This is a genomic window from Chloroflexota bacterium (assembly GCA_014360905.1).
GTDB lineage: Bacteria > Chloroflexota > Anaerolineae > UBA2200 > UBA2200 > JACIWX01.
The window spans coordinates 1-21,021 of the sequence record JACIWW010000020.1 but is presented as its reverse complement, the minus strand read 5'-3'; the positions used below and the strand labels follow the sequence as shown (position 1 = coordinate 21,021).

Annotated in this window: 22 protein-coding genes; 8 read left to right on the top strand and 14 right to left on the bottom strand. The window is 53.2% G+C overall.

Going from position 1 to position 21,021, the window contains the following annotated elements; all coding sequences use genetic code 11:
* The first annotated feature begins 22 nt into the window (after positions 1–22).
* From H5T67_09135 to H5T67_09125, 3 genes are all read left to right on the top strand, one after another.
* Complete coding sequence (locus H5T67_09135) at positions 23–808, top strand: enoyl-CoA hydratase/isomerase family protein (protein ID MBC7245479.1); 786 nt, start codon at positions 23–25, stop codon at positions 806–808.
* A 25-nt stretch (positions 809–833) separates the two neighbouring features.
* A complete protein-coding gene (locus H5T67_09130) occupies positions 834–1,646 on the top strand; it encodes a 4Fe-4S ferredoxin (GenBank protein MBC7245478.1) in 813 nt (270 codons plus the stop codon).
* Between the two features lie 157 nt (positions 1,647–1,803).
* Positions 1,804–3,159, top strand: a complete 1,356-nt coding sequence (locus H5T67_09125) for an LCP family protein (protein MBC7245477.1) — start codon at positions 1,804–1,806, stop codon at positions 3,157–3,159.
* A gap of 25 nt (positions 3,160–3,184) precedes the next feature.
* Here the strand turns inward: H5T67_09125 and H5T67_09120 are convergent, their stop codons facing one another.
* Genes H5T67_09120 through secG form a run of 3 tightly spaced genes read right to left on the bottom strand, consistent with a single transcriptional unit; the run spans position 3,185 to position 6,583 of the window.
* Positions 3,185–4,588, bottom strand: a complete 1,404-nt coding sequence (locus H5T67_09120; protein ID MBC7245476.1) for an MFS transporter — start codon at positions 4,586–4,588, stop codon at positions 3,185–3,187.
* 38 nt (positions 4,589–4,626) lie between these two features.
* On the bottom strand, positions 4,627–6,360 hold the full coding sequence (locus H5T67_09115; protein MBC7245475.1) for a peptide ABC transporter substrate-binding protein: 1,734 nt from the start codon (positions 6,358–6,360) through the stop codon (positions 4,627–4,629).
* A 1-nt stretch (position 6,361) separates the two neighbouring features.
* Positions 6,362–6,583, bottom strand: a complete 222-nt coding sequence (secG, locus tag H5T67_09110; GenBank protein ID MBC7245474.1) for a preprotein translocase subunit SecG — start codon at positions 6,581–6,583, stop codon at positions 6,362–6,364.
* Between the two features lie 178 nt (positions 6,584–6,761).
* Between secG and H5T67_09105 the strand changes: the two genes are divergently transcribed.
* Genes H5T67_09105 through H5T67_09090 form a run of 4 tightly spaced genes read left to right on the top strand, consistent with a single transcriptional unit; the run spans position 6,762 to position 9,367 of the window.
* Entirely contained in the window at positions 6,762–7,613 is an 852-nt protein-coding gene (locus tag H5T67_09105) for an amidohydrolase family protein (protein ID MBC7245473.1), read from the top strand.
* Between the two features lie 29 nt (positions 7,614–7,642).
* A complete protein-coding gene (gene thpR / locus H5T67_09100) occupies positions 7,643–8,224 on the top strand; it encodes an RNA 2',3'-cyclic phosphodiesterase (GenBank protein ID MBC7245472.1) in 582 nt (193 codons plus the stop codon).
* 15 nt (positions 8,225–8,239) lie between these two features.
* Positions 8,240–8,707: a TIGR00725 family protein gene (locus H5T67_09095; protein MBC7245471.1), complete on the top strand. Its 468-nt coding sequence runs from the start codon at positions 8,240–8,242 to the stop codon at positions 8,705–8,707.
* A gap of 24 nt (positions 8,708–8,731) precedes the next feature.
* Positions 8,732–9,367, top strand: a complete 636-nt coding sequence (locus H5T67_09090) for a phosphoribosyltransferase (protein MBC7245470.1) — start codon at positions 8,732–8,734, stop codon at positions 9,365–9,367.
* Here the strand turns inward: H5T67_09090 and H5T67_09085 are convergent.
* Positions 9,258–10,811 carry a hypothetical protein gene (locus H5T67_09085; protein MBC7245469.1) on the bottom strand — a complete coding sequence of 518 codons (1,554 nt, stop codon included), beginning with the start codon at positions 10,809–10,811 and terminating at the stop codon, positions 9,258–9,260. The two genes, H5T67_09090 and H5T67_09085, sit on opposite strands and share 110 nt — an antisense overlap.
* Positions 10,812–10,896: 85 nt before the next feature.
* Positions 10,897–11,556 (bottom strand): uridine kinase, encoded by a 660-nt coding sequence (gene udk, locus H5T67_09080; protein MBC7245468.1) that lies wholly within the window; start codon positions 11,554–11,556, stop codon positions 10,897–10,899.
* Positions 11,557–11,872: 316 nt separating this feature from the next.
* Here udk and H5T67_09075 point away from each other — a divergent pair, with 316 nt between their 5' ends.
* Entirely contained in the window at positions 11,873–12,727 is an 855-nt protein-coding gene (locus H5T67_09075; protein ID MBC7245467.1) for a DUF1848 family protein, read from the top strand.
* A gap of 247 nt (positions 12,728–12,974) precedes the next feature.
* On the opposite strand, the gene H5T67_09070 is transcribed toward H5T67_09075, so the two are convergent.
* From H5T67_09070 to H5T67_09030, 9 genes are all read right to left on the bottom strand, one after another.
* Positions 12,975–14,624, bottom strand: a complete 1,650-nt coding sequence (locus H5T67_09070) for a peptide ABC transporter substrate-binding protein (protein ID MBC7245466.1) — start codon at positions 14,622–14,624, stop codon at positions 12,975–12,977.
* A 99-nt stretch (positions 14,625–14,723) separates the two neighbouring features.
* Positions 14,724–15,209, bottom strand: a complete 486-nt coding sequence (locus H5T67_09065; GenBank protein ID MBC7245465.1) for a hypothetical protein — start codon at positions 15,207–15,209, stop codon at positions 14,724–14,726.
* Positions 15,196–15,777: a sigma-70 family RNA polymerase sigma factor gene (locus H5T67_09060; protein MBC7245464.1), complete on the bottom strand. Its 582-nt coding sequence runs from the start codon at positions 15,775–15,777 to the stop codon at positions 15,196–15,198. Before H5T67_09060 ends, H5T67_09065 begins: the two co-directional genes overlap by 14 nt.
* Positions 15,778–15,868: 91 nt before the next feature.
* Positions 15,869–16,645: a LysM peptidoglycan-binding domain-containing protein gene (locus tag H5T67_09055; GenBank protein MBC7245463.1), complete on the bottom strand. Its 777-nt coding sequence runs from the start codon at positions 16,643–16,645 to the stop codon at positions 15,869–15,871.
* An 82-nt stretch (positions 16,646–16,727) separates the two neighbouring features.
* Positions 16,728–17,243 (bottom strand): NTPase, encoded by a 516-nt coding sequence (locus H5T67_09050; GenBank protein ID MBC7245462.1) that lies wholly within the window; start codon positions 17,241–17,243, stop codon positions 16,728–16,730.
* A gap of 138 nt (positions 17,244–17,381) precedes the next feature.
* Positions 17,382–17,948, bottom strand: coding sequence for a signal peptidase I (gene lepB, locus H5T67_09045; protein MBC7245461.1), 567 nt, complete (start codon positions 17,946–17,948; stop codon positions 17,382–17,384).
* 18 nt (positions 17,949–17,966) lie between these two features.
* A complete protein-coding gene (locus H5T67_09040) occupies positions 17,967–20,165 on the bottom strand; it encodes a polyribonucleotide nucleotidyltransferase (protein ID MBC7245460.1) in 2,199 nt (732 codons plus the stop codon).
* A 268-nt stretch (positions 20,166–20,433) separates the two neighbouring features.
* Positions 20,434–20,703 carry a 30S ribosomal protein S15 gene (gene rpsO, locus H5T67_09035; GenBank protein MBC7245459.1) on the bottom strand — a complete coding sequence of 90 codons (270 nt, stop codon included), beginning with the start codon at positions 20,701–20,703 and terminating at the stop codon, positions 20,434–20,436.
* A 126-nt stretch (positions 20,704–20,829) separates the two neighbouring features.
* Positions 20,830–21,021 (bottom strand): transposase (locus H5T67_09030; protein MBC7245458.1); only part of this gene is annotated, 192 nt, incomplete at its 5' end.

Below are 21,021 nucleotides of genomic sequence, written 5' to 3'. Positions count from 1 at the left end.
CGGTGCAGAGAAGGATTTACCCATGTCCTATACCGATATCCTCTATGAGAAAAGCGAAGGCATTGCCACCATCACCATCAACCGGCCTCAAGTTCTCAACGCTTTTCGCACACAGACTATATTGGAAATGACCCAGGCTCTGGAGGATGCCAGCGCGGACCGTTCCATAGGAGTCATCGTGATTACTGGGGCTGGGGAGCGTGCTTTCTGCGTCGGCGGAGATATTACAGAGATGCGCGACCTGACACCCAATAGTGGGCGGCTCTTTCTGCGTCGCTTTACGGATTTGTTGTGGCGCATTCGACAAGCTCCAATGCCGGTCATCGCTGCAGTGCGCGGCTATTGCCTGGGCGGAGGCAACGAAATCAACGTAGCCTGCGATTTGACCTTGGCTGCGGCCAGTGCAATCTTTGGTCAGGTAGGGCCAACAGTGGGCAGTGCTCCCATTTTTGGCGGCACACAATTCTTGCCAGGTCTAGTCGGAGAAAAGCGCGCACGCGAGATCATCTTTCTCTGCCAACGCTACTCTGCGGTTGAAGCAGAACGGCTCGGCTGGTGTAACAAGGTGGTGCCAGATGCACAGTTCGAGGCGGAGCTCAAAGCCTGGACAGATCGCATCCTGGAACTCAGCCCACAAGCCCTGCGCGTATCCAAGCTCGCGCTTAATTACGCCAGCGATTGGCAATACGGTTCTTTCAACCTGGCAATCGAGATGCTATCGGCCATATACGGTACGGAAGAGTTTCATGAGGGAATGACCGCCTTTTTGGAGAAGCGCAAGCCCGATTTCAGTCGCTTCCGATACTGATCGTTCTCGTAAAGGCAAAGAACACATGGCTACGCCGGTATGGTTCGTCGAACTAATCAAAAGGGCCTTCCCCAAGCGTTTTACTGTAGCCCGGCTCACCCGATGGCCTTTGATTGGCAACTTGATGCAACACTGGCTCGCCGAGGGCGACGACCTGATTTATCTGACTCGTGACCAGGTGATCCCCATCCATCAAGCAGTGCAAACAGAGAGCATGGTGCTACCATCCCAAGTGGTGGATTATTTCATTGAAAAAGCGTCTTTCCACTGGATCATGAATTTCTGCATCTGCCGGGAAGCAGAAAAGTGCCAGAATTACCCCAGAGATCTGGGGTGTCTATTCCTTGGCGAGGCTGCTTCGCGCATCAATCCACGACTTGGACGGCGTGTGAGCAAAGAAGAAGCGCTCGAACACGTGCGCCGCTGTCGCGAAGCCGGGCTGGTGCACCTGATTGGCCGCAACAAACTGGATACTGTCTGGCTGGGCGTTGGGCCAGGCGACAAGCTATTGACGATCTGCAATTGCTGTCCTTGCTGCTGCCTGTGGCGTGTGCTGCCCTACGTAGCACCTGCGATGGGCGAACAAATACACCGCATGCCTGGCGTAACCATCACAGTCAGCGAGCGCTGCATAGGCTGCGGCATATGCACCCAGGACGTTTGCTTTGTAAATGCCTTACGCTTAGTGGATGGACGTGCAGTGATCGGAGACGCTTGCCGGGGCTGTGGACGCTGTGTCGGCACGTGTCCTGAGAGGGCGATTGAGATCAGCATAAGCAACGAGCAATTCATTGAAGAGGTGATTCAACGCATCTCTGCGCTGGTTGATATTTCCTAATCTCAGCAACTCAGCCAATGCAGTGCTTCATGCTATCGCGCAGCAAGCACGGAGCGTGTGATTTACTAATCTTTGGCTCGTCTGCAAGTGCAGGAACTTTTTGTCCGTCTAGAGCGATTATGCTATAATAATATTATTCTTGTTTTACGGAGGGTACATGGCTCGAAAAGCTCCGAAGACATCAAGGACAACTAAGACCCGTTGGAAGTGGTTTCTCCCGGGCATACTATTGGTTGTTTTTATAGTTGGTGGTATTTATTCGGGCTATCTCTTTTACACCACAGTCAAAGACTTTGTCGCGCACGCACAGTTAGGCATGCCTGCGCAATCTGGCCTCGAGCAGGGTCGGGCACCTGAAGAGGAATTGCCCGACATTGCCAAAGAGCGTGTGAATATCCTGTTGTTGGGGATAGACAGGCGTGCTAACGAAAAAGGGCCCTGTCGCACGGATACCATGATTGTTGTGACGGTGGACGCGCGAAGCAAGACGGCAGCAATGCTTTCCATACCTCGCGACCTGTGGGTGCCAATCCCTGGCTATTCCGAGAATCGCATCAATACCGCTCATTTTCTCGGTGAGAGGGACAATTACCCCGGAGGAGGGCCAGCACTGGCCAAGAAAACGGTCCAGTATACCCTTGGTGTACCCATACACTATTACATCCGAGTAAACTTTGAGGGTTTCGAAAGACTTGTGGATGCCATCGGCGGCATTACCATCGACGTGAAAGAGCCAATTCACGATGAGAAGTACCCCGATGACAACTATGGGTATATAACTGTTGACATCCCGGCAGGCACGCAGCACATGGATGGCAAAACCGCGCTGCAGTATGCTCGAGTGCGGCATGGCGGCAGTGATTTCATGCGCGCCAGACGGCAGCAGCAGGTTTTGAAAGCCATCCGCGATAAGGTGCTTAGCCTGAATATCCCCCTGACCAAGATACCCGAGATACTCCGCATCGTGGGGGATTCCGTGCAGACCGATCTAAGCCTGAGCGAAATGTATGCTTTGGCTAAACTTGGGCGCGAGATTCCAGGGGAAAACATCAAGAACGCGGTAATCGACGAAACTATGACCACATCCCAAGTAACCCCCGATGGCGCACATGTGTTGATCCCCGATCGTGCTCTTGTGCGCGAACTGGTGGATGAGTTATTTGGCGGTCCTGCTCCGACTGCCGTGGCTGGTCTTTCAGAAAAGGAGTTCATCGCCCAAGAGGCAGCCAGGATCGAAGTGCAGAATGGCACCCTCATGCCTGGCTTGGCGCAGCGCACTGCTGAGTACTTGAAAGGACTAGGTTATAATATAGTCTCCTACAGCAACGCTGACCGCTCTGATTACGCCAAGAGCGTGCTCATAGACTACTCGGGAAAGACCAACACGGTCAACGCCCTAATGCAGCGTTTTCGTATCCAGCCTGAGAATGTGCTTCGCTATACCAATGTTCAAAGCACTGTGGATATACGACTGATATTGGGACAGGATTATGCTGCTTCACCCCTGCAGTAGTCGGAGAGCATTTCTAGGCTTCCCGTTATTGCTCGGCCTTCACCTTTAGCAGTATGATTGCTGATAGCAAGAATAACGCGCCATAGATGCCAAAAATGACCAGGTAGCCCAGCCCTTTCTGATAGGCATTGAAGAAATCGGCCATTGGCCCACCAATACCTGCCCCCACCACACCAGCGCCAGCGCCAGCCAAGTTGGAAACACCTAGATACAAACCAGCCTCTGCGGAAGGCACCAGGTCTGTTCCCAGTGCCCAGTTGACAGTCATGAAAATGCCGGCTGAGAGGCCGATGATCACACCACTAATCGTGACCATGGTCATATTTTGGGCGAGGAGCAGCAGAAAAGTGCCAATGGCAGCAACCACACCAGCCGCGGCAACCAGCGGTTTGCGTCCTACCCTATCTGAGAGCCAGCCACTGGGCAAAGCTGCCAGCAGAAGGAAGATACCAACTACCATCATCAGATCCCCGGTAGCCTTGGGGGGATTGGACACCCGCACTACATCTTGCAGGAAATACAGGGCAAATCCCTGAATAGAGCCCACGGCAGCTAGATAGAGAAGACGGTTGGTCACCCACCAGGTAAAGGAGGGATACTTTTTCGCCCCCTCACCGACACCGACCCGTGCACTCCACCATACCCCCACAATAATTGCACCAGCCATTGCCACCAGACCAGCTATGCCTACTGCGACTAGCTGCGCGGTGCCCTTTCCTGAAAGCACCCTCCCCACCATCCCTACCAGCCCCCCGAAGGCAGTGGTAACGATCGTGAAAATAGCAGTAAGGAGGACAATGCGCATTAGGGCAGGCGAAAGCGGTTCTTTGGGCTTCTCATGCAATGGCTCTTCGCGAACAGCAATTACTGTAATCAGCATTGTGAGCGCAAAGAAAGCCATTACGATCAGTAGCGCTCCCCATACATTTCCCGCCCCAACCAAGCGACCTGTGGTAAAAGAAACCAAAATAACGGGTAGCAGTTCCATCACTGCCTTGACTCCGGAGGCCCGTCCGCGTTGGTCTTCGGGCACCAGGTCTGGGATAATGCCCTGCAGCGCCCCGTGACCTACATTGGACGAAACTTGCAGAAGCAGCACTGCCATGAAAAGTATCCAGTAGTTGCCTGACAGACCAATAAGCGCCAGGAAGATCAGGTCGAACACGGTGCCCAGGAAAATGAAGGGCCTGCGTCGCCCCCAGCGCAACGTACTGCGGTCGCTGAGCAAGCCTGCCGCTGGCTGGACAAGGATGGCTACAATGAGCCCGGCAGAACGCAGTACACCCAGATAGGTACCTTTTACTGCCTCCCCGACAAACCGCGCCACAAGAAACGGCAGGATAATCGGCGTCAGGCTACCAGAAGCCATGCTCAGACCAAGCCAATAGATGTTATAAGTGATGTAATCATACCAGCGCATCCGTTTCATGGTAACCTCCTTAAAAGTGATAAGTAATTCCCTACGTTCTACTTACGCTGCCATAAAGGAGCTTCGCTGACGATGACTCTCCGCATATTGATGTACCACTCTGCAACTGTGCGGAAACGGTCTGCATAATCTTGCATAGGTCCCACACGTACATTTTGCACCCGTTTATCAACGGCATAGTGGTAAACCGGATGATATAGTGGCAATTCAGGCACGTCCTCAGCAAGGATGCGCTGTAATTGGCGATACAGAGCAGCTCTGCGCACGGGATCTGTCGTGCGACGCGCTTCCTCCATAAGCAGATCGGCCTGCTCATTGCTGTAGCCGGTGAAATTCTGTCCCATGCCCAGTTTTTGCGTAGAGTGCCATTGTGGGTAGGGGTCTGGATCCGTCGGGAGTTGTTGCCATTCGTAAAGGATGGCATCATAGTTGCGCGGCATCAAGAAATCACGCACTACGCCAGCTACTCCCACTGCCTGTGGCACGGCCCGTACGCCAATCTCAGCCCATTGGCGCGTGATCTCGTTGATGATTTTGATGCGTGTCTCGTCATCGTTGGTCAGGAGAGCAAACTCCAGACGGAGATCACCCTTTTCCCGCACGCCGTCTCCATCGGCATCAATCCAGCCTGCTTTTTCCAAGAGATTCCTGGCTTTAACTGGGTCATACGCGTATTGGGGAGCGTGAGCTTCGTAAGCCCATGAAAAAGGCATAACTGGCCCATGAGCGAGCACAGCCTGGCCATCCAGAATCTGGTCAATGATCCGTTGCCGATCCAAAGCCCAAAGCAGAGCTTGTCTTACCTCCTTTTCCTGGAAAACGGGGCGATCCAGGTTCAGGAAAACAAGCCCATAACCAGATAGCGGCGCCGAATACAGTTGCAGTTCATCCTCGGCAAGGACCTCTGGTAGGTACTCCAGAGGAACGCGTCCGATGCCATGGATTTCACCCCGTTGGTAAGCAGCAAGCACACTGGGGTAATCGGGATAGAAGAGAAACTCGATTTTGTCCAGGTATGGCCGCCCAGCATAGTAATCCGCGTTAGCCTCAAGGAGGGCATGCTTCGAGGTAACTTCTCCTATCTTGAAAGGGCCAGTGCCTATAGGGTGTAGATTGAAGGGATGGCTGGATAGCTGCTTGATAGGCACATCCTGTAACAGATGCGCTGGCAATAAGCCTATAGTGGTATAGTGCAGAAAAGGCGCAAATGGCTCTGACAAGGTAAAGCGCACTGTATAGCGGTCGGAACGCTCTACTGTAACCATCTGCCATAGTTCGGCTATTTGAGGCTGCCCCTGAAAGTCAGGGGAACGCAATATATTTATGGTAAAAACCACGTCGTCCGCGGTAAAGGGCGTCCCATCGTGCCAGCGTACATTCTGACGCAAGTGAAAGGTATATGTCAAGTTGTCGGGCGAGATTTCCCAGGTATCAGCGAGATCCGGCTGGATTTGCCCATTTTCATCAGCCCTGGTTAAGCCGTTGAAAATAAGGGCAACCAAATCGCGGTCTACGTCGTGGTACGTGCTGAATAAGGGACTGATGTAGCCAGGGTTACCGGCAACACCTTCGCGATAAGTGCCACCATAGTCCGGGATGACGACCGTGGTCATGTAAAAAGCCGTATACCCCGTCAGTGTCAGGATCAGGAGAATAGCCAAGATGGCGATAATGGCTTGCCAGCGCATGTCTCTGTCCAGGTCATCACTCTCAAGAACGCGGCAAAACCTGCCCTCTTCAAAACCTAGGTCTTTTGCCGCATCTCCGTTCATTTCACGCCTGGAATATCACACTGAGCAAAGAAAAGATGAAAAAAGCAACGATGACTACAATGGTGATGTTGAACAGTGTCCGTTCAAATCCACGGCGCGTTCTGTACACCCCAGATTCACCACCGAACATGCGGCTCAGGCTGCCCCCCTTGCTCTGTAGGATGACCAGCACAATGAGCGCCGCGGACAAAATGATCTGCACAACGTTGAAATACTTAGCCAACTGCAAATTCCTCCTTGGTAGTAAGATAAAATGATTATATCATAATTTCACCAGTGGGGAAAAATAAGATGTCCGGATGTAATTGCTACAGGGACGACTTTAGTTACCTACAGGCAGAATTACATCTGCCAACATAGGGTGTTTTGACTTTTATGCCTGCCTGTGCGAAAATACCACTGTGCCTATCATTGATTTTCACACACACATTTTCCCGCCCGAGATGATCGCCAGACGCGCGGTTTATCTGGAGCGCGATGCTTGGTTTCGCCTGTTGTATGCAAATCCTCAGGCGAGGATGGCCACCGTGGATGAACTCGTCGCCGAGATGCACCAGAGCGAGGTGGACATGGCAGTGACCTTTGGTTTTGCGTGGTCCGATCCTGGATTGTGCCGCGAGTCCAATGATTACGTCCTGGAAGCGGTTTCCCACTGGCCGGAGCGCTTGGTCGGTTTTGCGGTGGTTAATCCAGCAGTTGCGGGAGCGAGTGCCGAACTCGAGCGTTGCATGCAAAAGGGGTTGCACGGTCTGGGGGAATTGATGCCAGAGGGTCAGGGATATACCTTAGACGACGCATGTTTGGACGATGTAATGGAGCAAATGGCGCATTGGAAGCGTCCTGTACTCATCCACACCAACGAGCCAGTGGGCCACAGCTATCCTGGCAAGAGCAGGATTGCCCTGCAATCTCTCTACGGACTGGCTTTGCGCCATCCTGAAACAACCATTGTTGCAGCACACTGGGGCGGGGGTCTATTCTTTTACGAACTAATGCCAGAGGTTCAGAAGGCGCTACAGCACGTCTACTACGACACAGCCGCTTCATTGTACCTGTACCGCGCTGAAATCTACCATCTAGCAGCACAGCTCATTCCGGAAAAGATGCTCTTCGCCACAGATTATCCATTAATTGGACAACGGCGATTCTTGCAGCACATTCATGAAGCAGGGCTTGCTACTGACACGCTCGAATCTCTGCTGTATGGCAATGCGGCCCAACTGTTGCGGATTGATCACCGTGACAAATCTTAGCCATTGGACTTGAGCCGTAGGAGGCAATCATGGAGCAGATTCGCACCTTCGTTGCCATTGAACTGGATGATGCCCTAAAAAATGCCCTCCGCCAGGTGCAAGAAGAACTGAAACGCGCACCTGTATCCCGTATTGGCCGCTGGGTATCGCCAGATGGCATTCACCTCACCCTCAAATTCCTAGGCAATGTATCTACAGAGCGTCTGCCGGAGATCATTCAGGCCATGGAACGCGGCTGTCGTTCTACCGCACCGTTCACTATTGCTTTGTCTCAACCCGGTTTCTTTCCCAATACGCGTCGGCTACGCGTGGTCTGGGTCGGATTAACAGGGGATATGGATGCATTGCAGCGGCTACAACGTGCTTTGGAATCTGAGTTGAACGCTCTGGGCTTTCCTCCGGAAAAGCGCGGCTTTCAGCCCCATCTCACTCTGGCACGGATTCGGGATTATGCCCGTCCTAACGAACGAGAGGAGATGGCAAAACGCATTGTAGCAACACAAGTGGAGACCAGCATCTCGATGCTGGTGCGGGAAGTGCATTTGATGCGCAGCGACTTGCGCCCCACAGGGGCAGTTTACACCCGCTTGGCAACAGTACCACTGGGATGAGCCTGGGAGTGAGCAATGTTCATCGCAGTAATTGGTGCTGGCCGTTGTTCTGCAGAGGTCGCGATGCTGGCCGAGGCAGTAGGACGAGAGTTAGCGAAACGCGGGGCCATATTGGTATGTGGTGGATTGGGCGGAGTTATGGAAGCCGCCTGCCGCGGAGCCAAAGCCGCCGGAGGCCTGACCGTGGGCATATTGCCGGGAACCTCACGCCGCGATGCCAATCCATATGTAGATATCCCCATTGTTACAGGCATGGGTGAAGCGCGCAATGTGCTGGTTGTGCAATCTGCTCAAGCCGTGATCGCCATCCATGGCGAGTATGGCACCCTCTCGGAGATTGCCCATGCGCTTAAACTGGGCATACCGGTGATTGGGTTGCACACCTGGCAACTAGCTAAGGAAGGCCACGAAAATCACGCTATTGTCCGCGTGCAGACTGCACTGGAAGCAGTGGAAAAAGCCCTGGCGCTTGCTGTGCCCTAAAGGCTTGCTTGCAAGGAGGCAATCATGCTTTTTCGGGACCGACGTGAAGCTGGACAGCTTCTAGCCAAAGAATTGGCCTCGCTCCGCGGTCAGAAAGATTTGATTGTTCTAGGTATCCCACGTGGCGGTGTAGTGGTCGCTTCCGAGGTAGCCAAGAAATTGGGCGCACCTCTGGATGTGTACATTACGCGTAAAATCGGCGCACCGTATAACCCAGAACTGGCTATTGGAGCTGTGGCTAGCGATGGTACCTTGGTATTGGATTATAATCTCATCGAACGCATTGGCGTACCTGAGGATTATGTACAAAAAGAAACCGAACGCCAACGTCAGGAGATCAAAAGGCGGCTGACCGCATATCGTGGCTCACGGCCTGAACCACAACTGGAGGGAAAAACGGTCATCCTGGTGGATGATGGGGTGGCCACAGGCGCGACGATTTTGGCCAGTTTACGAGCGCTCAGGCAGCGCAAGCCTGCTCGCTTGATCCTAGCGGTACCTGTTGGCCCAGAAGACACCATTCATCTTTTGTCGCGGGAAGCTGACCAGGTTATTTGCCTGTACACTCCGGAGATTTTCTGGGCTGTTGGTGCTTTCTATGCGGTCTTTGATCAGACTTCGGATGAGGAAGTAATCCGCCTGCTTCAGGAACGTCATTGACTCGCTGCATCTTTTCCACAGGAGACGGCTGCTCCTCGGCAGGTACATCAGAAAGTGGCGGAATAGCCGTGGATGATGCACTGGCCATTTCTTCCTCGGCAACGATACTGGCTGGCGTTGTCACTTGCACAGCGGTGACCCGTTGACCCAATGCATGGATCCAAAGCGCCGTTTTCCAAATCATCCAGGGTAAAAGCAGCGCCGCAACGAGGAGCGCACCCAAGCCGGTCAGTTGAGCATATAGCTGAGCCTTTCCTGCAACTTGGTAACCGCTGGCCAATAGCAACCCTGAGATGCCTTGGCCGGGTATACCCAGATACTCACCTACTCCTACGCCATTCCAACCCGCACCCCAACGTCCATCGGCAAATATAGCTACAGCGAGGACACCCCAAATAGCGGGCAACCCAAAAGTCGCTATCGTCCCACTAGGGTCATCCAGCCGTAACCAATGTTCGATGACATACAAGCCCAGCAAGAACAAAAGCCCGCTCGCCATGCCAGTCAAAAGGGCAGCCCAGGCTGGAATAAAAGCGCAGGCCGCACTTACTGCGATGAGACCTGCCACCGTGCCCCGTCCTATCGCTAGGGCATCTGGTTTATCTGTGACAAACCAAGAGTACAGGGAAACGAACAGGGCAGCACCTGCAGCACCGAGCAGTAAGTTCACCATGATGACTGGTGCGGTAACTTGTTCACAGATCAATGGATTGGACAGCACCAATCCGGGCCAGCCTGCCACAGCCAACAATGCACCTAGCACCATCAGCAAGGGGAAATGGATTGGGGGCAATCTAGCTGGGCCTATCTCCGCAACGCGACGCGGCCTGATAAGGAGAAAAACGCTCAGCGCCACGAGCGCTCCTAACAAGAACGTGGTCCCTGCGCCAGCCACTTCCACAAAGCCATGACCTAGACCGAGGTTCAACCCTAGGTTAGCTAGCCATCCTCCGCCCCACACCCAGTTGCCAACCAATGGGTAAATCAAACCTGAAACCAGCAAACCGATTGCAAGCAGATAGATGCGCTTTACGTGGTGGCAAAGTGCCAATAACGTCACTAGTACGGCCGTGGTCACCGCAGCGAGATGCGAGAAGAAAAGCAGGTACACATCGGCATTATAGGCCTCAGCGCTAAGGAAAAATCCGCGCAGACCAATCACACCCCAGCCTGGCCCCCAGGCTACATCCAATGGCGACCATTCAGCGGTCAAGCTTTGCAGCCCCGGCATGCCAGAGACGAAAGCTACGCCACCAAACTGGAAAGCAAAGCCACAAACCAGATAACCAATTGCGGCCGTCGCCAGGGCCAGGAGTGCTGTTGTTGCCACCTCTTCGGCGCGTTCCTCGTGGGCTGCGCCAATGGCTAGGAATGCCAGACCAACGGGCACGAGCATAGCAGCAGCACTCCATAGAATCAGGTTTGCAGTCTGCAAAGCAGGCATGTACCCTCCTTAGGGTGATGTATAGAAAAGATGCACAAGAGCACGAATGACCCAAACGCTTGGGACGCAGCAGCCTGGGAGAGCATCAGCTCTTTCCTTGCTCTACTTCATCCAACATGGACAAGATTCTGGCAGTAACTAACTCCAGTGCGGCCACGTTGTGTCCACCAAGAGGAATAATGACATCCGCATAGCGTTTGGAAGGCTCCACGAATTCCAGATGCATCGGACGCACCGTCGCTAGGTATTGTTCGATGACCGATTCGATGGTGCGGCCGCGCTCAGCGATATCCCGTTTGATGCGGCGTATCAAGCGCAAATCTGCATCTGTATCTACATAGATTTTGAGGTCAATCAACTCACGCAGCGCTGGCTCGGTCAGGATGAGAATGCCCTCTACAATCACAACAGGACACGGATGGACAAGGCGCGTCTGGGGAAGGCGACAATAGGTGGCAAAGTCGTATTCAGGAACTTCAATAGAGTGCCCCTGACGCAGTTCCTTCAAGTGCTGGATTAGCAATGGTGTATCCAAAGCATCGGGATGGTCAAAGTTGAATTGCCGGCGTTCTTCGAGCGGCAGATGACTGAGGTCCTTGTAATAGGAATCGTGCTGGATATGTGCGATCCGCTCGCGACCTACACGGTCGAGAATAGCTTGGACCACCGTTGTCTTGCCAGAAGCAGTGCCTCCAGCAACGCCAATCACTAGGATGGGATTGGTTGCGTTTCGTTCGCGTGCCATATGCAGCCTATATGAAATTGATCCTTGCTCGTAGAGCCAACTAAGGCGCTTTTGGGATCGCTAGAGCTTACCGGAATCCATACTCGCAACGATAAGGCATATTGTAACCTTTCTTGCTGCTCTGTCAATTCAGCGCATCAGAACTTCGGACACAAGTTGGGACATCCCTGCCAGTTTCTGGTCCTTTCATTCCGAGCAGAGCGCCGGGGCAGTGAGGAAACCCTCGCTCCATACTGTTAAGGTGCTTCGGCTTTGTCTCTGTATGGCAAAGGTCTTTTTCAACCATCTCAATGCGCTGCTATAATTCCCAAGGGGCATGAGACAGATGAGGCAGGTTATCTCAGCTTCGCGACGCACAGATATCCCTTTGTACTACGCGCGTTGGCTAGCGGAAGTAGTGCGTCAAGGGTTTGTGGACGTGCCACAGCCATACAATGCGCGTGTAAGGCGCGTTTCTTTGCTGCCTGAAGATGTGCATACGCTGGTTTTGTGGTCGAAAGATTTTCGCCCGCTTTTGCGCAATATGGGCGGCGTTAGGGAAGCCCTGGCACGCTATGACCAAATATTTTGTCATCTGACCATCACCGGGCTAGGGGGTTCGGCATTGGAGCCGGGCATCGCACCCTGGCAGGAAGTGATAGCACAGTTGCCTGAGTTGATTGAATTGACTGGAGATCCCCGCCGTGTCACCGTGCGCTATGACCCTATTGTGCATTGGTATGAAGGACAGGAAGTCAAAAGCAATCTTCCCTTTGCCGAACCCATCCTGCGCGCAGTCAGCAAGATAGGCATCACAGCGGTACGCATATCCTTTGCCACACTCTACAGTAAAGTGCGTAAACGCAGAGGGTGGCGGTGGTATGACCCTACGCCTGCGCAACGCCTGGAGATCACGCAACAACTAGTTGCTTTGGCCCATTCGCTTAGTTTGACGCTCTATGCTTGTAGCCAGAGCGATCTCTGTCTCGCAGAAGCATTACCATCCCGCTGCATAGATGGCGAGCTGCTTTCCATCCTGCATCCATACCGATTGCCAGCACCTATGGGCAAGGATGCTGGCCAACGTCCGGACTGTGGCTGCACGCCGAGCGTGGATATTGGCTCCTACCTAATGCGCTGTCCCAATGGATGTCGCTATTGCTACGCCAATCCGAAGATCCCCTGCCAATAGTGAAAGCCTTACTTCTCCATCCCTCAAACTGGCTCAAAGCGAAAGGGTGGAGCTACCATGCCTCTTGCTCAGTGGCATGGGAACTGCCTCTGCTAGATTTAAGGGCAATAATTGCTTTATAGCGATCAAGTAAAGAAGCCACGTAGCGATATCGCTACGTGGCTTCGCTTCCGAAGGCTAATCCAAGTGATCAGAGACAGAGGTGCATTGGTTGGTAGCATCTCTGCTCCTCACAATCGGACCGTTTTTAGTGCGCTTTTACCTTCCAGTAGAAGATTTCTTCCAACCCACCCTGCTTGCCAAATGTGCGCTCCACATATGGTTTGGTGCAGGTGACGCGGGTGTAGTAGTAAATCGGAGCAATAACCGCTGAATCCACGCACAAGATCTTCTCGGCCTGGAAGTACAGTTCGGCGCGTTTCTTCGGATCGCTTTCCGCTGCGGCCTGCTCGGTCAACCTGGCAAACTCATCCGCATCAGGGCCGGACCACTTAGGATTATTCGCGCCCTTGGTCGGGTGGAAGACCTCCAGCACCCAGTTGTTCTCATCGGGATAGTCTGCGCACCAGCCAAGGCGCCAAATCTGTGGTGGATCCTCGTGTAGTGTTGCCAGGTAGACTTTCCACTCCTGGTTGGCCAGCTTGACCTCGACACCCAGGACCTCCTTCCAATTCGCCTGGAAGAACTCAGCGATCTTCTGGTGGCCGGCGCTGGTATTAAACATGAGCGTGATGTCCGGCAGACCCTTGCCATCTGGATAGCCGGCTTCGGCCAGCAGTGCCCGCGCCTTGTCCGGATTGAAGGTGATGCCCTCGAACTTTGGATCCTCGGCTGGCGAGCCAAAGATGCCGGGGCAGGCAAAGGTCTTGGCAGGCTTCTGCTCGCCCTTCAACACCGTGTCAATCAATTTCTGGCGGTCCATAGCATAGGAGAAGGCTTGGCGGACCTTAGGATTGTCGAATGGTGGCTTGGTGGTGTTGAAGCCATAGTAGTAGGTGCACAGCACGGGGGCGATGTACAGCTCTTTGCTCAGCACCGGATCAGCCTTCACGCGGTCCATATCAGCCAGTGGCACAGCCTCCACATCCAATTCGCCGTTTTCGTACATGGCGAACGCCGTCGAAGCATCTGTGACCATGACCCAGTTGATTTGCTCGATGCTGACATTCTTGGCGTCGAACCAGAAGGGGTTCTTCTTCATAACCATCCTGTTCTCATGTTCCCATACATCCAAGACGTAGGGGCCACAAGTCCAGATATTCCCTGGTTCGGTCCACTTGTCGCCGTACGCTTCGATGGATTCCTTCGGCACGGGATAGTTGGTCCACATGCCAGCGATCGCGGCAAAGTAGCCAGCAGGCTGGGTCAAGGTGAACTCCACGGTATAATCGTCCACTGCTCGCACGCCGATGGACTCCAGGTCTGTGCTCTCACCGGTGTTCACAGCCTCAACGCCCTTGATGATATAGTCCACGTAAGCATAGTCGGAGGCTGTCTCTGGGTTAGCAGCGCGCCTGACGCTATATACGATGTCGTGTGCCGTGACAGGGCGCTTCTTCTCCGCCTTCTGTGTGGCTGGATCCCAACGCACCCAGTAGACATCCTTGCGCATCTTGAAGGTCCAGACCAGCCCATCCGGGGATACCGACCACTCCGTAGCTAGCCACGGCTTGGGCTCGACGGTCTCGATGTCAAGTCTGGTCAACCCCATGAACAAAAGGAAATCGCATTGCACGGAAGTGGTATCCGTGGCCAGGTTCGGGTCCAAAGTAGGCGGCTCGGTACCATGGTTCAAATTGATCTCCTTAGCCAGTTTCACCGCCGGCTTGCAGGAGCTAAGCACCATGGCCAGAGCGAGCAACAGCGTTACCATCACAGCAAATCTTTTTCGAAACATCTCTCTTTTTCCTCCTCAAAGTGGAATAAACTTGTGTATACAGAAAATGGGTCACGAATTGTCAAATAGCCTCGCTATCCCACCTCCTTTCTCATTGCATTACTTGTCATAAGCTGGGCGCTGCACAGCTTCCCGAGGTTTCTGCATTTCGTTAAAGTCTTCTGCATGGTCACTGCGGACGGGTTGCTCCTTTTCCTTCTGCAGGAGCATGTGCCCCCGCAGCATATCCTGATAGGTTTCTTGCAGAACGCTCAACCTATGGGTAGTCGGTGTTACACTCATTACATGAGGGCTTCGAGCCAAGTGTGTGTTGCGTTCGATCTCTAACCCGAAGGCCAACAGAAGCGCGGAAATTACAACGGCCTGTATAAAAGATGTCAGAGGTGATATGGATCGCCTCCTTTGGCGTTGAACAGTGCTGGGAGCATTGATCTCCCTCACTTGTGCCAAGATCTTAGGCCACACATCCGCCGGAGGCTCTGCCACCAAAAGCGAACCCTCGAAGCTCCATCGGATCAGTTCACCAAGGTCATCCTTGGCGGATGCTCCGTCGCCGCTGTCCCCTATATTGCTAGGACGTTCCATAGACCAGCTCCCCTGCCAGGCGTCTATCCTCACGCAGTTTCTTGCGCAAGGCTTTGCATGCATAGTGCAAACGGGACTTGACCGTGCCGACCGGACAATCGAAAATATACGCAATCTCGGACAAACTGAAACCCTGTAAATAAAAGAGCACAATGATCGCGCGATGGGTAAAGCTCAGCGTAGCAATCGCTTCGCGCACGACTTGGCGCAGTTCAAATGTCTCCATGATATGCTCAGGAGAAGCAACTGGGCCAGCGATAAGGCGATCAATCCATTCGTTCAATGGCAATGGCCGATTGCGGTTTATCCAATTGGCGCTCAAATTGATCACGATACGATGCAACCAGGGAGAAAGCGAGGTCGAAACATCCACTCTCTCCAAAGCCATATAAGCCCGCACGAAACAATCTTGCAGAATCTCTTCCGCTGCGCCCTGATCGCCCGTGATTGCTAGTGCTGTTTGATAAAGTGGCCGCTTGTACTTGTGATACAATGCTTCAAAAACATCCAAATTGCCACAGCGAATGCGCGAGACGAGTTCTGCGTCTTCAGTTATCGGCTCATGCATCGGCTATATCCCCAGCTTGAGCACCCATTATATATACAAAGGAGTTGCTCAAAAGGTTCAATTCCTTCCCGCGAATTGGCTCACTGTCAAGTCAGGGTATGGTCAAAACCTGTCCAACCCAGATCCAGTAGGGATCCGATAGGTTGTTCGCTGCAATGATGTCCCAGACATTTTTGCCAAAGCGTGCAGCAATGCCATATAGGGTGTCCCCGGGCTGCACCACGTAAGTAGACCCCGTAGAAGGAGTAGCGGGTGTACTGCTCTGTGGGATAACCAGCTTCTGTCCAACGCGGATATACCAAGGGTTGACAATGCCATTGGCGCGGCTAATCGCTTCTACTGTGGTGTTGTATCGCCGTGCAATGGAGAACAAGGTATCGCCGGGTTGGACAATATATTCTGTGGTCGTACCTGGACTTGGAGGTGTCCCCACTATTTTCAGCACCTGGCCTACTCGGATGAGATTCGGATTCTGCAAGCCATTGAGCGCCATGAGAGCATCCACCGTAGTATTGAAACGGCGAGCCAGGGAGTACAAGGTATCTCCCCATTGCACAGTATATTCGAATTGGCCGGGTACGGTTGTAGCAGTAGGGAACACGGTCGGAATGGCTGTAGGAAGCGGAGTCGGGGAAGCTTCGGCTGCACTGACTACGGTTGGCCCGGGTGGCAAGGAAATAGTCGTGGGAGGAGGCTGAGGCGTCCATACCTGCGTGGGCATGGCAGAAGCAGTGGGAGTTATGACCATGGCCTGCCCTGCGATAGGAGTAGGAGTGGACACCTCTGGTTTGGCGCGCGTGCAACCAGTGGACATCAAGACCGCCAACAGGACACAGGCGCTACAAGCTACCATTATCCTTTTCTTCATGCGCGCTCCTTTCTCAACCAGCGATCTCCCAATGAGAGTTACGGTATTATCATACCATAACAATGTATCATTGTCAAATAAACTAGCCTGTGAGCAAAGAAAGAATTTGATTTAAGAGTTGCTGTCGGTTGGACAGAGTAACGGTGACCACGAATACTCCTGGCAGGTTCTTCAAAGCATCGGCCCATGGATGTTGCTGCCATATTACGGTACCTAACACTGTTTTTGGGCTCTGCACGGCATAGAGTACTGCGGTGCGGAACTTTTGAGATAGCAATTCCATCTTGCCTATCTCATCAATCACCACATAATCTGCTTCTGCTACCGCACGGTACAGTACGGGCACGGCTACCTTGTCCACATTTTCCACATACACGCCATATTTGCCGACCCGCGGAGAGCCAGGCTTATTCACGTGGGCCAGAAGTGCTTGCTGCCCATCTAGGGTGACAATTTCGAAACCCAGCCGGGACTTGGGACCTCGGATTTCCTGCGTGTAGAACCCGCCCCAATGCCCTGGAAGCACCGCGGTTGCTTGTTTGATCAGCGTGGTCTTGCCCACACCTGGTTGTCCGCTCAGCAGTACCGTTCGCCCCATACTGGCCTCTCCTCTGAAGCATAGATCTTGCACCACATGATTATGCTTAATGCCTTGTCAATACAAAGATGTGAAGTGTATAGCGAAACAAAAACCGCCAGAGTCTTTTTCGGCAGCCACTCTGGCGGTTTGCTCTGTTCAACGCAGAAAGCCTATTTCATCCAACGGCCAGTAACGGAACCAGGCGCGCCCAACAACATAGGATATATTCACTTCACCGAAGCTGCGCGAATCGTTGCTGGCACTACGGTTGTCACCAAGGACAAAGACGTGCCCTGGCGCAATGACATGTGGTGCCACATTGCCCAGGGTCGGCTGATCCAGGTAGGGTTCTACTAAGATCTGGCCATTGATATAAACATGGCCGTCTCTGATCTCGATCGTTTCTCCAGGCAGACCGACAACGCGCTTGATCAGCGGGTCCGAGTGCCTGTTTGGAAATTTGATCACGACGATGTCTCCACGACGTGGGGGATGGAAATGATAAGAGACTTTTTCGATGATCAATCTTTGGTTGTTATGCAAGTTGGGTTCCATGCTCTGTCCCTCCACCCGGGTGGCCTGAGCCAGGAACAAGTTGACCACCAAAACGATGAGCAGAGCTGGCAGTATGGTCTCCAGTGTCTCTCGAATCCAGCGTAGGATAATGCGTTGCAAGGGCTCGGGAGTGTGCTCTGGTGGCGTTGAAGCGGGATGCTCACTCATCTAGCAAATCCTCCAGAATTATCGTTGGCTGCGTTGCCTTTGGATACTCCTATTGGGACGGCGGGGAGTAGGTGTGGGGCCACGATGACCGCCTCTTGTTTTGCGGTCACGCTCACGGGCTTCTTCCGCTGTCCAACCTTCCAGGACAGCCTGCCGCGAAAGTTTGATCTTCCCTTCTTGATCAATGTCTATGATCATGACCATGATCTCATCGCCAACCTTGACCACATCCTCGACTTTTGCCACTCGGTAGTCAGCCAGTTGCGAGATATGCACCAGCCCATCGGTACCGGGCAGGATTTCGACGAAAGCTCCAAAGTCCGTGATGCGCACTACTTTGCCCACGTAAATTTTGCCAATTTCCGGTTTTTCGGTCAAGGCTTGGATCATGGCTACCGCTTTTTCACTGCTCGCCTTATCGGTGGAGGCAATATAGACTGTGCCATCATCCTCTACATCAATCTTCGCTCCTGTCTCTTCGATGATGTGGCGGATAGTCTTGCCTCCAGGGCCAATCACTGCTCCGATCTTCTCTGGATCAATTTTGATCAGCGTGATGCGTGGAGCATAGGGCGACAAATCTGGTCGTGCTTTTTGAATCACAGCGAGCATCTTATCCAAAACGAAGAGCCGTGCTTCCTTGGCTTGATCCAAGGCAGAGCATATGATCTCGGCATTGATTCCTCTGACCTTGAGGTCCATTTGTAGGGCAGTGATGCCTTTGGCTGTGCCTGCTACTTTAAAGTCCATGTCGCCCAGAGCGTCTTCCATCCCTAGGATATCCGTCAGTATGGCATGACGCTCTCCCTCTTTGATCAACCCCATCGCAATGCCGGCAACTGGTTCCTTGATGGGCACACCCGCATCCATCAAAGCCAATGTGCTAGCACATACGCTGGCCATCGAGGTGGAACCGTTGGACGAAAGCACCTCCGATACCAGGCGGATGGTGTAGGGGAATTCTTCTTCGGGAGGGATCATGGGCAGCAGAGCTCTCTCTGCCAGTGCACCGTGTCCGATCTCCCTTCGGCCAGGTGGACGGAGCCTTGCTGTTTCCCCGGTGCTGTAAGGAGGAAAATTATAATGGTGGATGTAGCGCTTTGTTTCCTCGGTAGCATCCAGGCTGTCAATGATCTGTTCATCGCTCACTGTGCCCAAGGTGGCAATCGTCAGCACTTGAGTCTCACCGCGAGTGAACAGTCCAGAGCCATGTGTGCGTGGCAATAATCCTACCTCGCAGTAGATGGGACGGATATCCTTCAAGCTGCGGCCATCCGGGCGATAGCCACGCTCAAGCACCGCCGCACGGACCACGCTTTTCAGATAATCCTCAAACGCCGTCAGAATTTCCAACTGGGGATAGGTTTCACCCAGCTCTTGGAGCAATTCGGCACGCAGTTGGTCAAGAGCCTTGTTGCGCTCCTCCTTGTTCTGTGCCTGCTCCAACGCTTGCATTGGACGGTCAGCGAGACGCTCCTGGACAATACGGGCAAGCTCTTGATTCACCTGGGATAGCGGGTATTCCTTCTTAGGCTTGCCAACGGCCTGGCGCATTTCTTCCTGCATGCGGATGACGTCTTGGAATGCCTGGTGCCCTTCCTGCATTGCCTGTAGCAGAATGTCTTCGGGTACCTCATTGGCTCCAGCCTCGACCATGATGATCGCATCTGCAGTTCCAGCCAAGCGCAAGTCCAGAAGGCTGTGCTGCATTTCAGAAGCGGTCGGATTGAACAACAATTTCCCATCGGTATAGCCCATGCGGATTGCACCCAATGGCCCATCAAATGGGATGTCCGAGATAGTCAGAGCTGCCGAGGCACCAATGATGGACAGGATATCCAGATAGTGCTCTTGGTCTGCGGAAAGGGCTGTTACAATAACTTGGACTTCGTTGTGCAGTCCTTTAGGGAAGAGCGGACGCAGTGGTCTGTCCACCAGCCGGCAGAGCAGAATGGCCGCTTCGGACGGTCGTCCCTCACGTTTGAAGAAACCACCAGGGATTTTGCCAGCAGCATATAGCCGCTCCTCGTAATCCACAGTCAGGGGTAGAAATGTGGCACCTTCCAGTGGCGTTTGCGCTGCAGTAGCTGTGGCCAAGATCACCGTATCACCACAGCGCACCGTCACTGCTCCATTGGCCTGTCCTGCTAGTTTGCCCGTCTCCACAATGACTGTTGAATTGCCTAGCTTCGCTTGAAAGCTTTTTACATTATTCATTTTTCGATCCTACCTTTTCTTATTTCATATTTCCGAGATCAGACGGGCAGTCAGGGACTGGGGACTGCGCCGCATGGTGGCGAATCATAACAGCAGAGTTTTTACCCGTTCATGCGAAGCACTCCCCAATTCCTGGACCACCCGTTCCTGATCTCCAATCAATGCCAGCATATCCCTGTATACGACCTAGTAAGGAAACGAGTAGATGAAAACCGCCCATCTACTCGTCCATCCCTTTATATCTCTACAGCGTACTGGCCATACATCGCTATTTACGCAGATCCAGCCGTGCTACAATTTCTTTATAGCGCTTGGCATCTGTGCGGCTCAGATAGGCTAGATGTCGGCGGCGCTGTCCTACTAACTTCAGCAAGCCGCGCCGGGAAGCCTCATCATGCTTGTGGATCTTGAGATGCTCAGTCAGGGCATTGATGCGCTTGGTTAACAGCGCTATCTGCACTTCTGGCGATCCTGTATCGCTTGGATGGACGTGGAATTCCTGGATGATGGCTTCCTTTTCGTCCTTTCTTAAGACCATGCCGCACCTCCTTTCTCGTTACGACATTAATCACGAATAGTAATCTTAACACATTTTGGCGTGAAATGCAAATTTACGCAGTTGAGTAACTGTTCAGATTTGAGGTAAGAAATTTCAGCTTCGAGGTTAAGGGCCTTGAGCAAGCATACTGAAGCACTGCGTAAGGGGATTGAGCCCACGTGCTTTCCACGTCTCAAAGAGACTGGCCAGGGCCAACGTGATCCTGCTACCGCGGCTACTCCGCGTACCCCCGCTGATCTTGCGCGCTACCACCAGCGGACGAAGGCTCCGTTCGGCCAGATTGTTGTCCGCACTCAG

What these genes read in the sequence shown, in the direction of transcription:
- H5T67_09135 (MBC7245479.1), top strand. Translation starts at nt 23, where the DNA reads ATGTCCTATACCGATATCCTCTATGAGAAAAGCGAAGGCATTGCCACC.
- H5T67_09130 (MBC7245478.1), top strand. Translation starts at nt 834, where the DNA reads ATGGCTACGCCGGTATGGTTCGTCGAACTAATCAAAAGGGCCTTCCCC.
- H5T67_09125 (MBC7245477.1), top strand. Translation starts at nt 1,804, where the DNA reads ATGGCTCGAAAAGCTCCGAAGACATCAAGGACAACTAAGACCCGTTGG.
- H5T67_09120 (MBC7245476.1), bottom strand. Translation starts at nt 4,588, where the DNA reads ATGAAACGGATGCGCTGGTATGATTACATCACTTATAACATCTATTGG.
- H5T67_09115 (MBC7245475.1), bottom strand. Translation starts at nt 6,360, where the DNA reads ATGAACGGAGATGCGGCAAAAGACCTAGGTTTTGAAGAGGGCAGGTTT.
- thpR (MBC7245472.1), top strand. Translation starts at nt 7,643, where the DNA reads ATGGAGCAGATTCGCACCTTCGTTGCCATTGAACTGGATGATGCCCTA.
- H5T67_09095 (MBC7245471.1), top strand. Translation starts at nt 8,240, where the DNA reads ATGTTCATCGCAGTAATTGGTGCTGGCCGTTGTTCTGCAGAGGTCGCG.
- H5T67_09090 (MBC7245470.1), top strand. Translation starts at nt 8,732, where the DNA reads ATGCTTTTTCGGGACCGACGTGAAGCTGGACAGCTTCTAGCCAAAGAA.
- H5T67_09085 (MBC7245469.1), bottom strand. Translation starts at nt 10,811, where the DNA reads ATGCCTGCTTTGCAGACTGCAAACCTGATTCTATGGAGTGCTGCTGCT.
- udk (MBC7245468.1), bottom strand. Translation starts at nt 11,556, where the DNA reads ATGGCACGCGAACGAAACGCAACCAATCCCATCCTAGTGATTGGCGTT.
- H5T67_09075 (MBC7245467.1), top strand. Translation starts at nt 11,873, where the DNA reads ATGAGACAGATGAGGCAGGTTATCTCAGCTTCGCGACGCACAGATATC.
- H5T67_09070 (MBC7245466.1), bottom strand. Translation starts at nt 14,624, where the DNA reads ATGTTTCGAAAAAGATTTGCTGTGATGGTAACGCTGTTGCTCGCTCTG.
- H5T67_09065 (MBC7245465.1), bottom strand. Translation starts at nt 15,209, where the DNA reads ATGGAACGTCCTAGCAATATAGGGGACAGCGGCGACGGAGCATCCGCC.
- H5T67_09060 (MBC7245464.1), bottom strand. Translation starts at nt 15,777, where the DNA reads ATGCATGAGCCGATAACTGAAGACGCAGAACTCGTCTCGCGCATTCGC.
- H5T67_09055 (MBC7245463.1), bottom strand. Translation starts at nt 16,645, where the DNA reads ATGAAGAAAAGGATAATGGTAGCTTGTAGCGCCTGTGTCCTGTTGGCG.
- H5T67_09050 (MBC7245462.1), bottom strand. Translation starts at nt 17,243, where the DNA reads ATGGGGCGAACGGTACTGCTGAGCGGACAACCAGGTGTGGGCAAGACC.
- lepB (MBC7245461.1), bottom strand. Translation starts at nt 17,948, where the DNA reads ATGAGTGAGCATCCCGCTTCAACGCCACCAGAGCACACTCCCGAGCCC.
- H5T67_09040 (MBC7245460.1), bottom strand. Translation starts at nt 20,165, where the DNA reads ATGAATAATGTAAAAAGCTTTCAAGCGAAGCTAGGCAATTCAACAGTC.
- rpsO (MBC7245459.1), bottom strand. Translation starts at nt 20,703, where the DNA reads ATGGTCTTAAGAAAGGACGAAAAGGAAGCCATCATCCAGGAATTCCAC.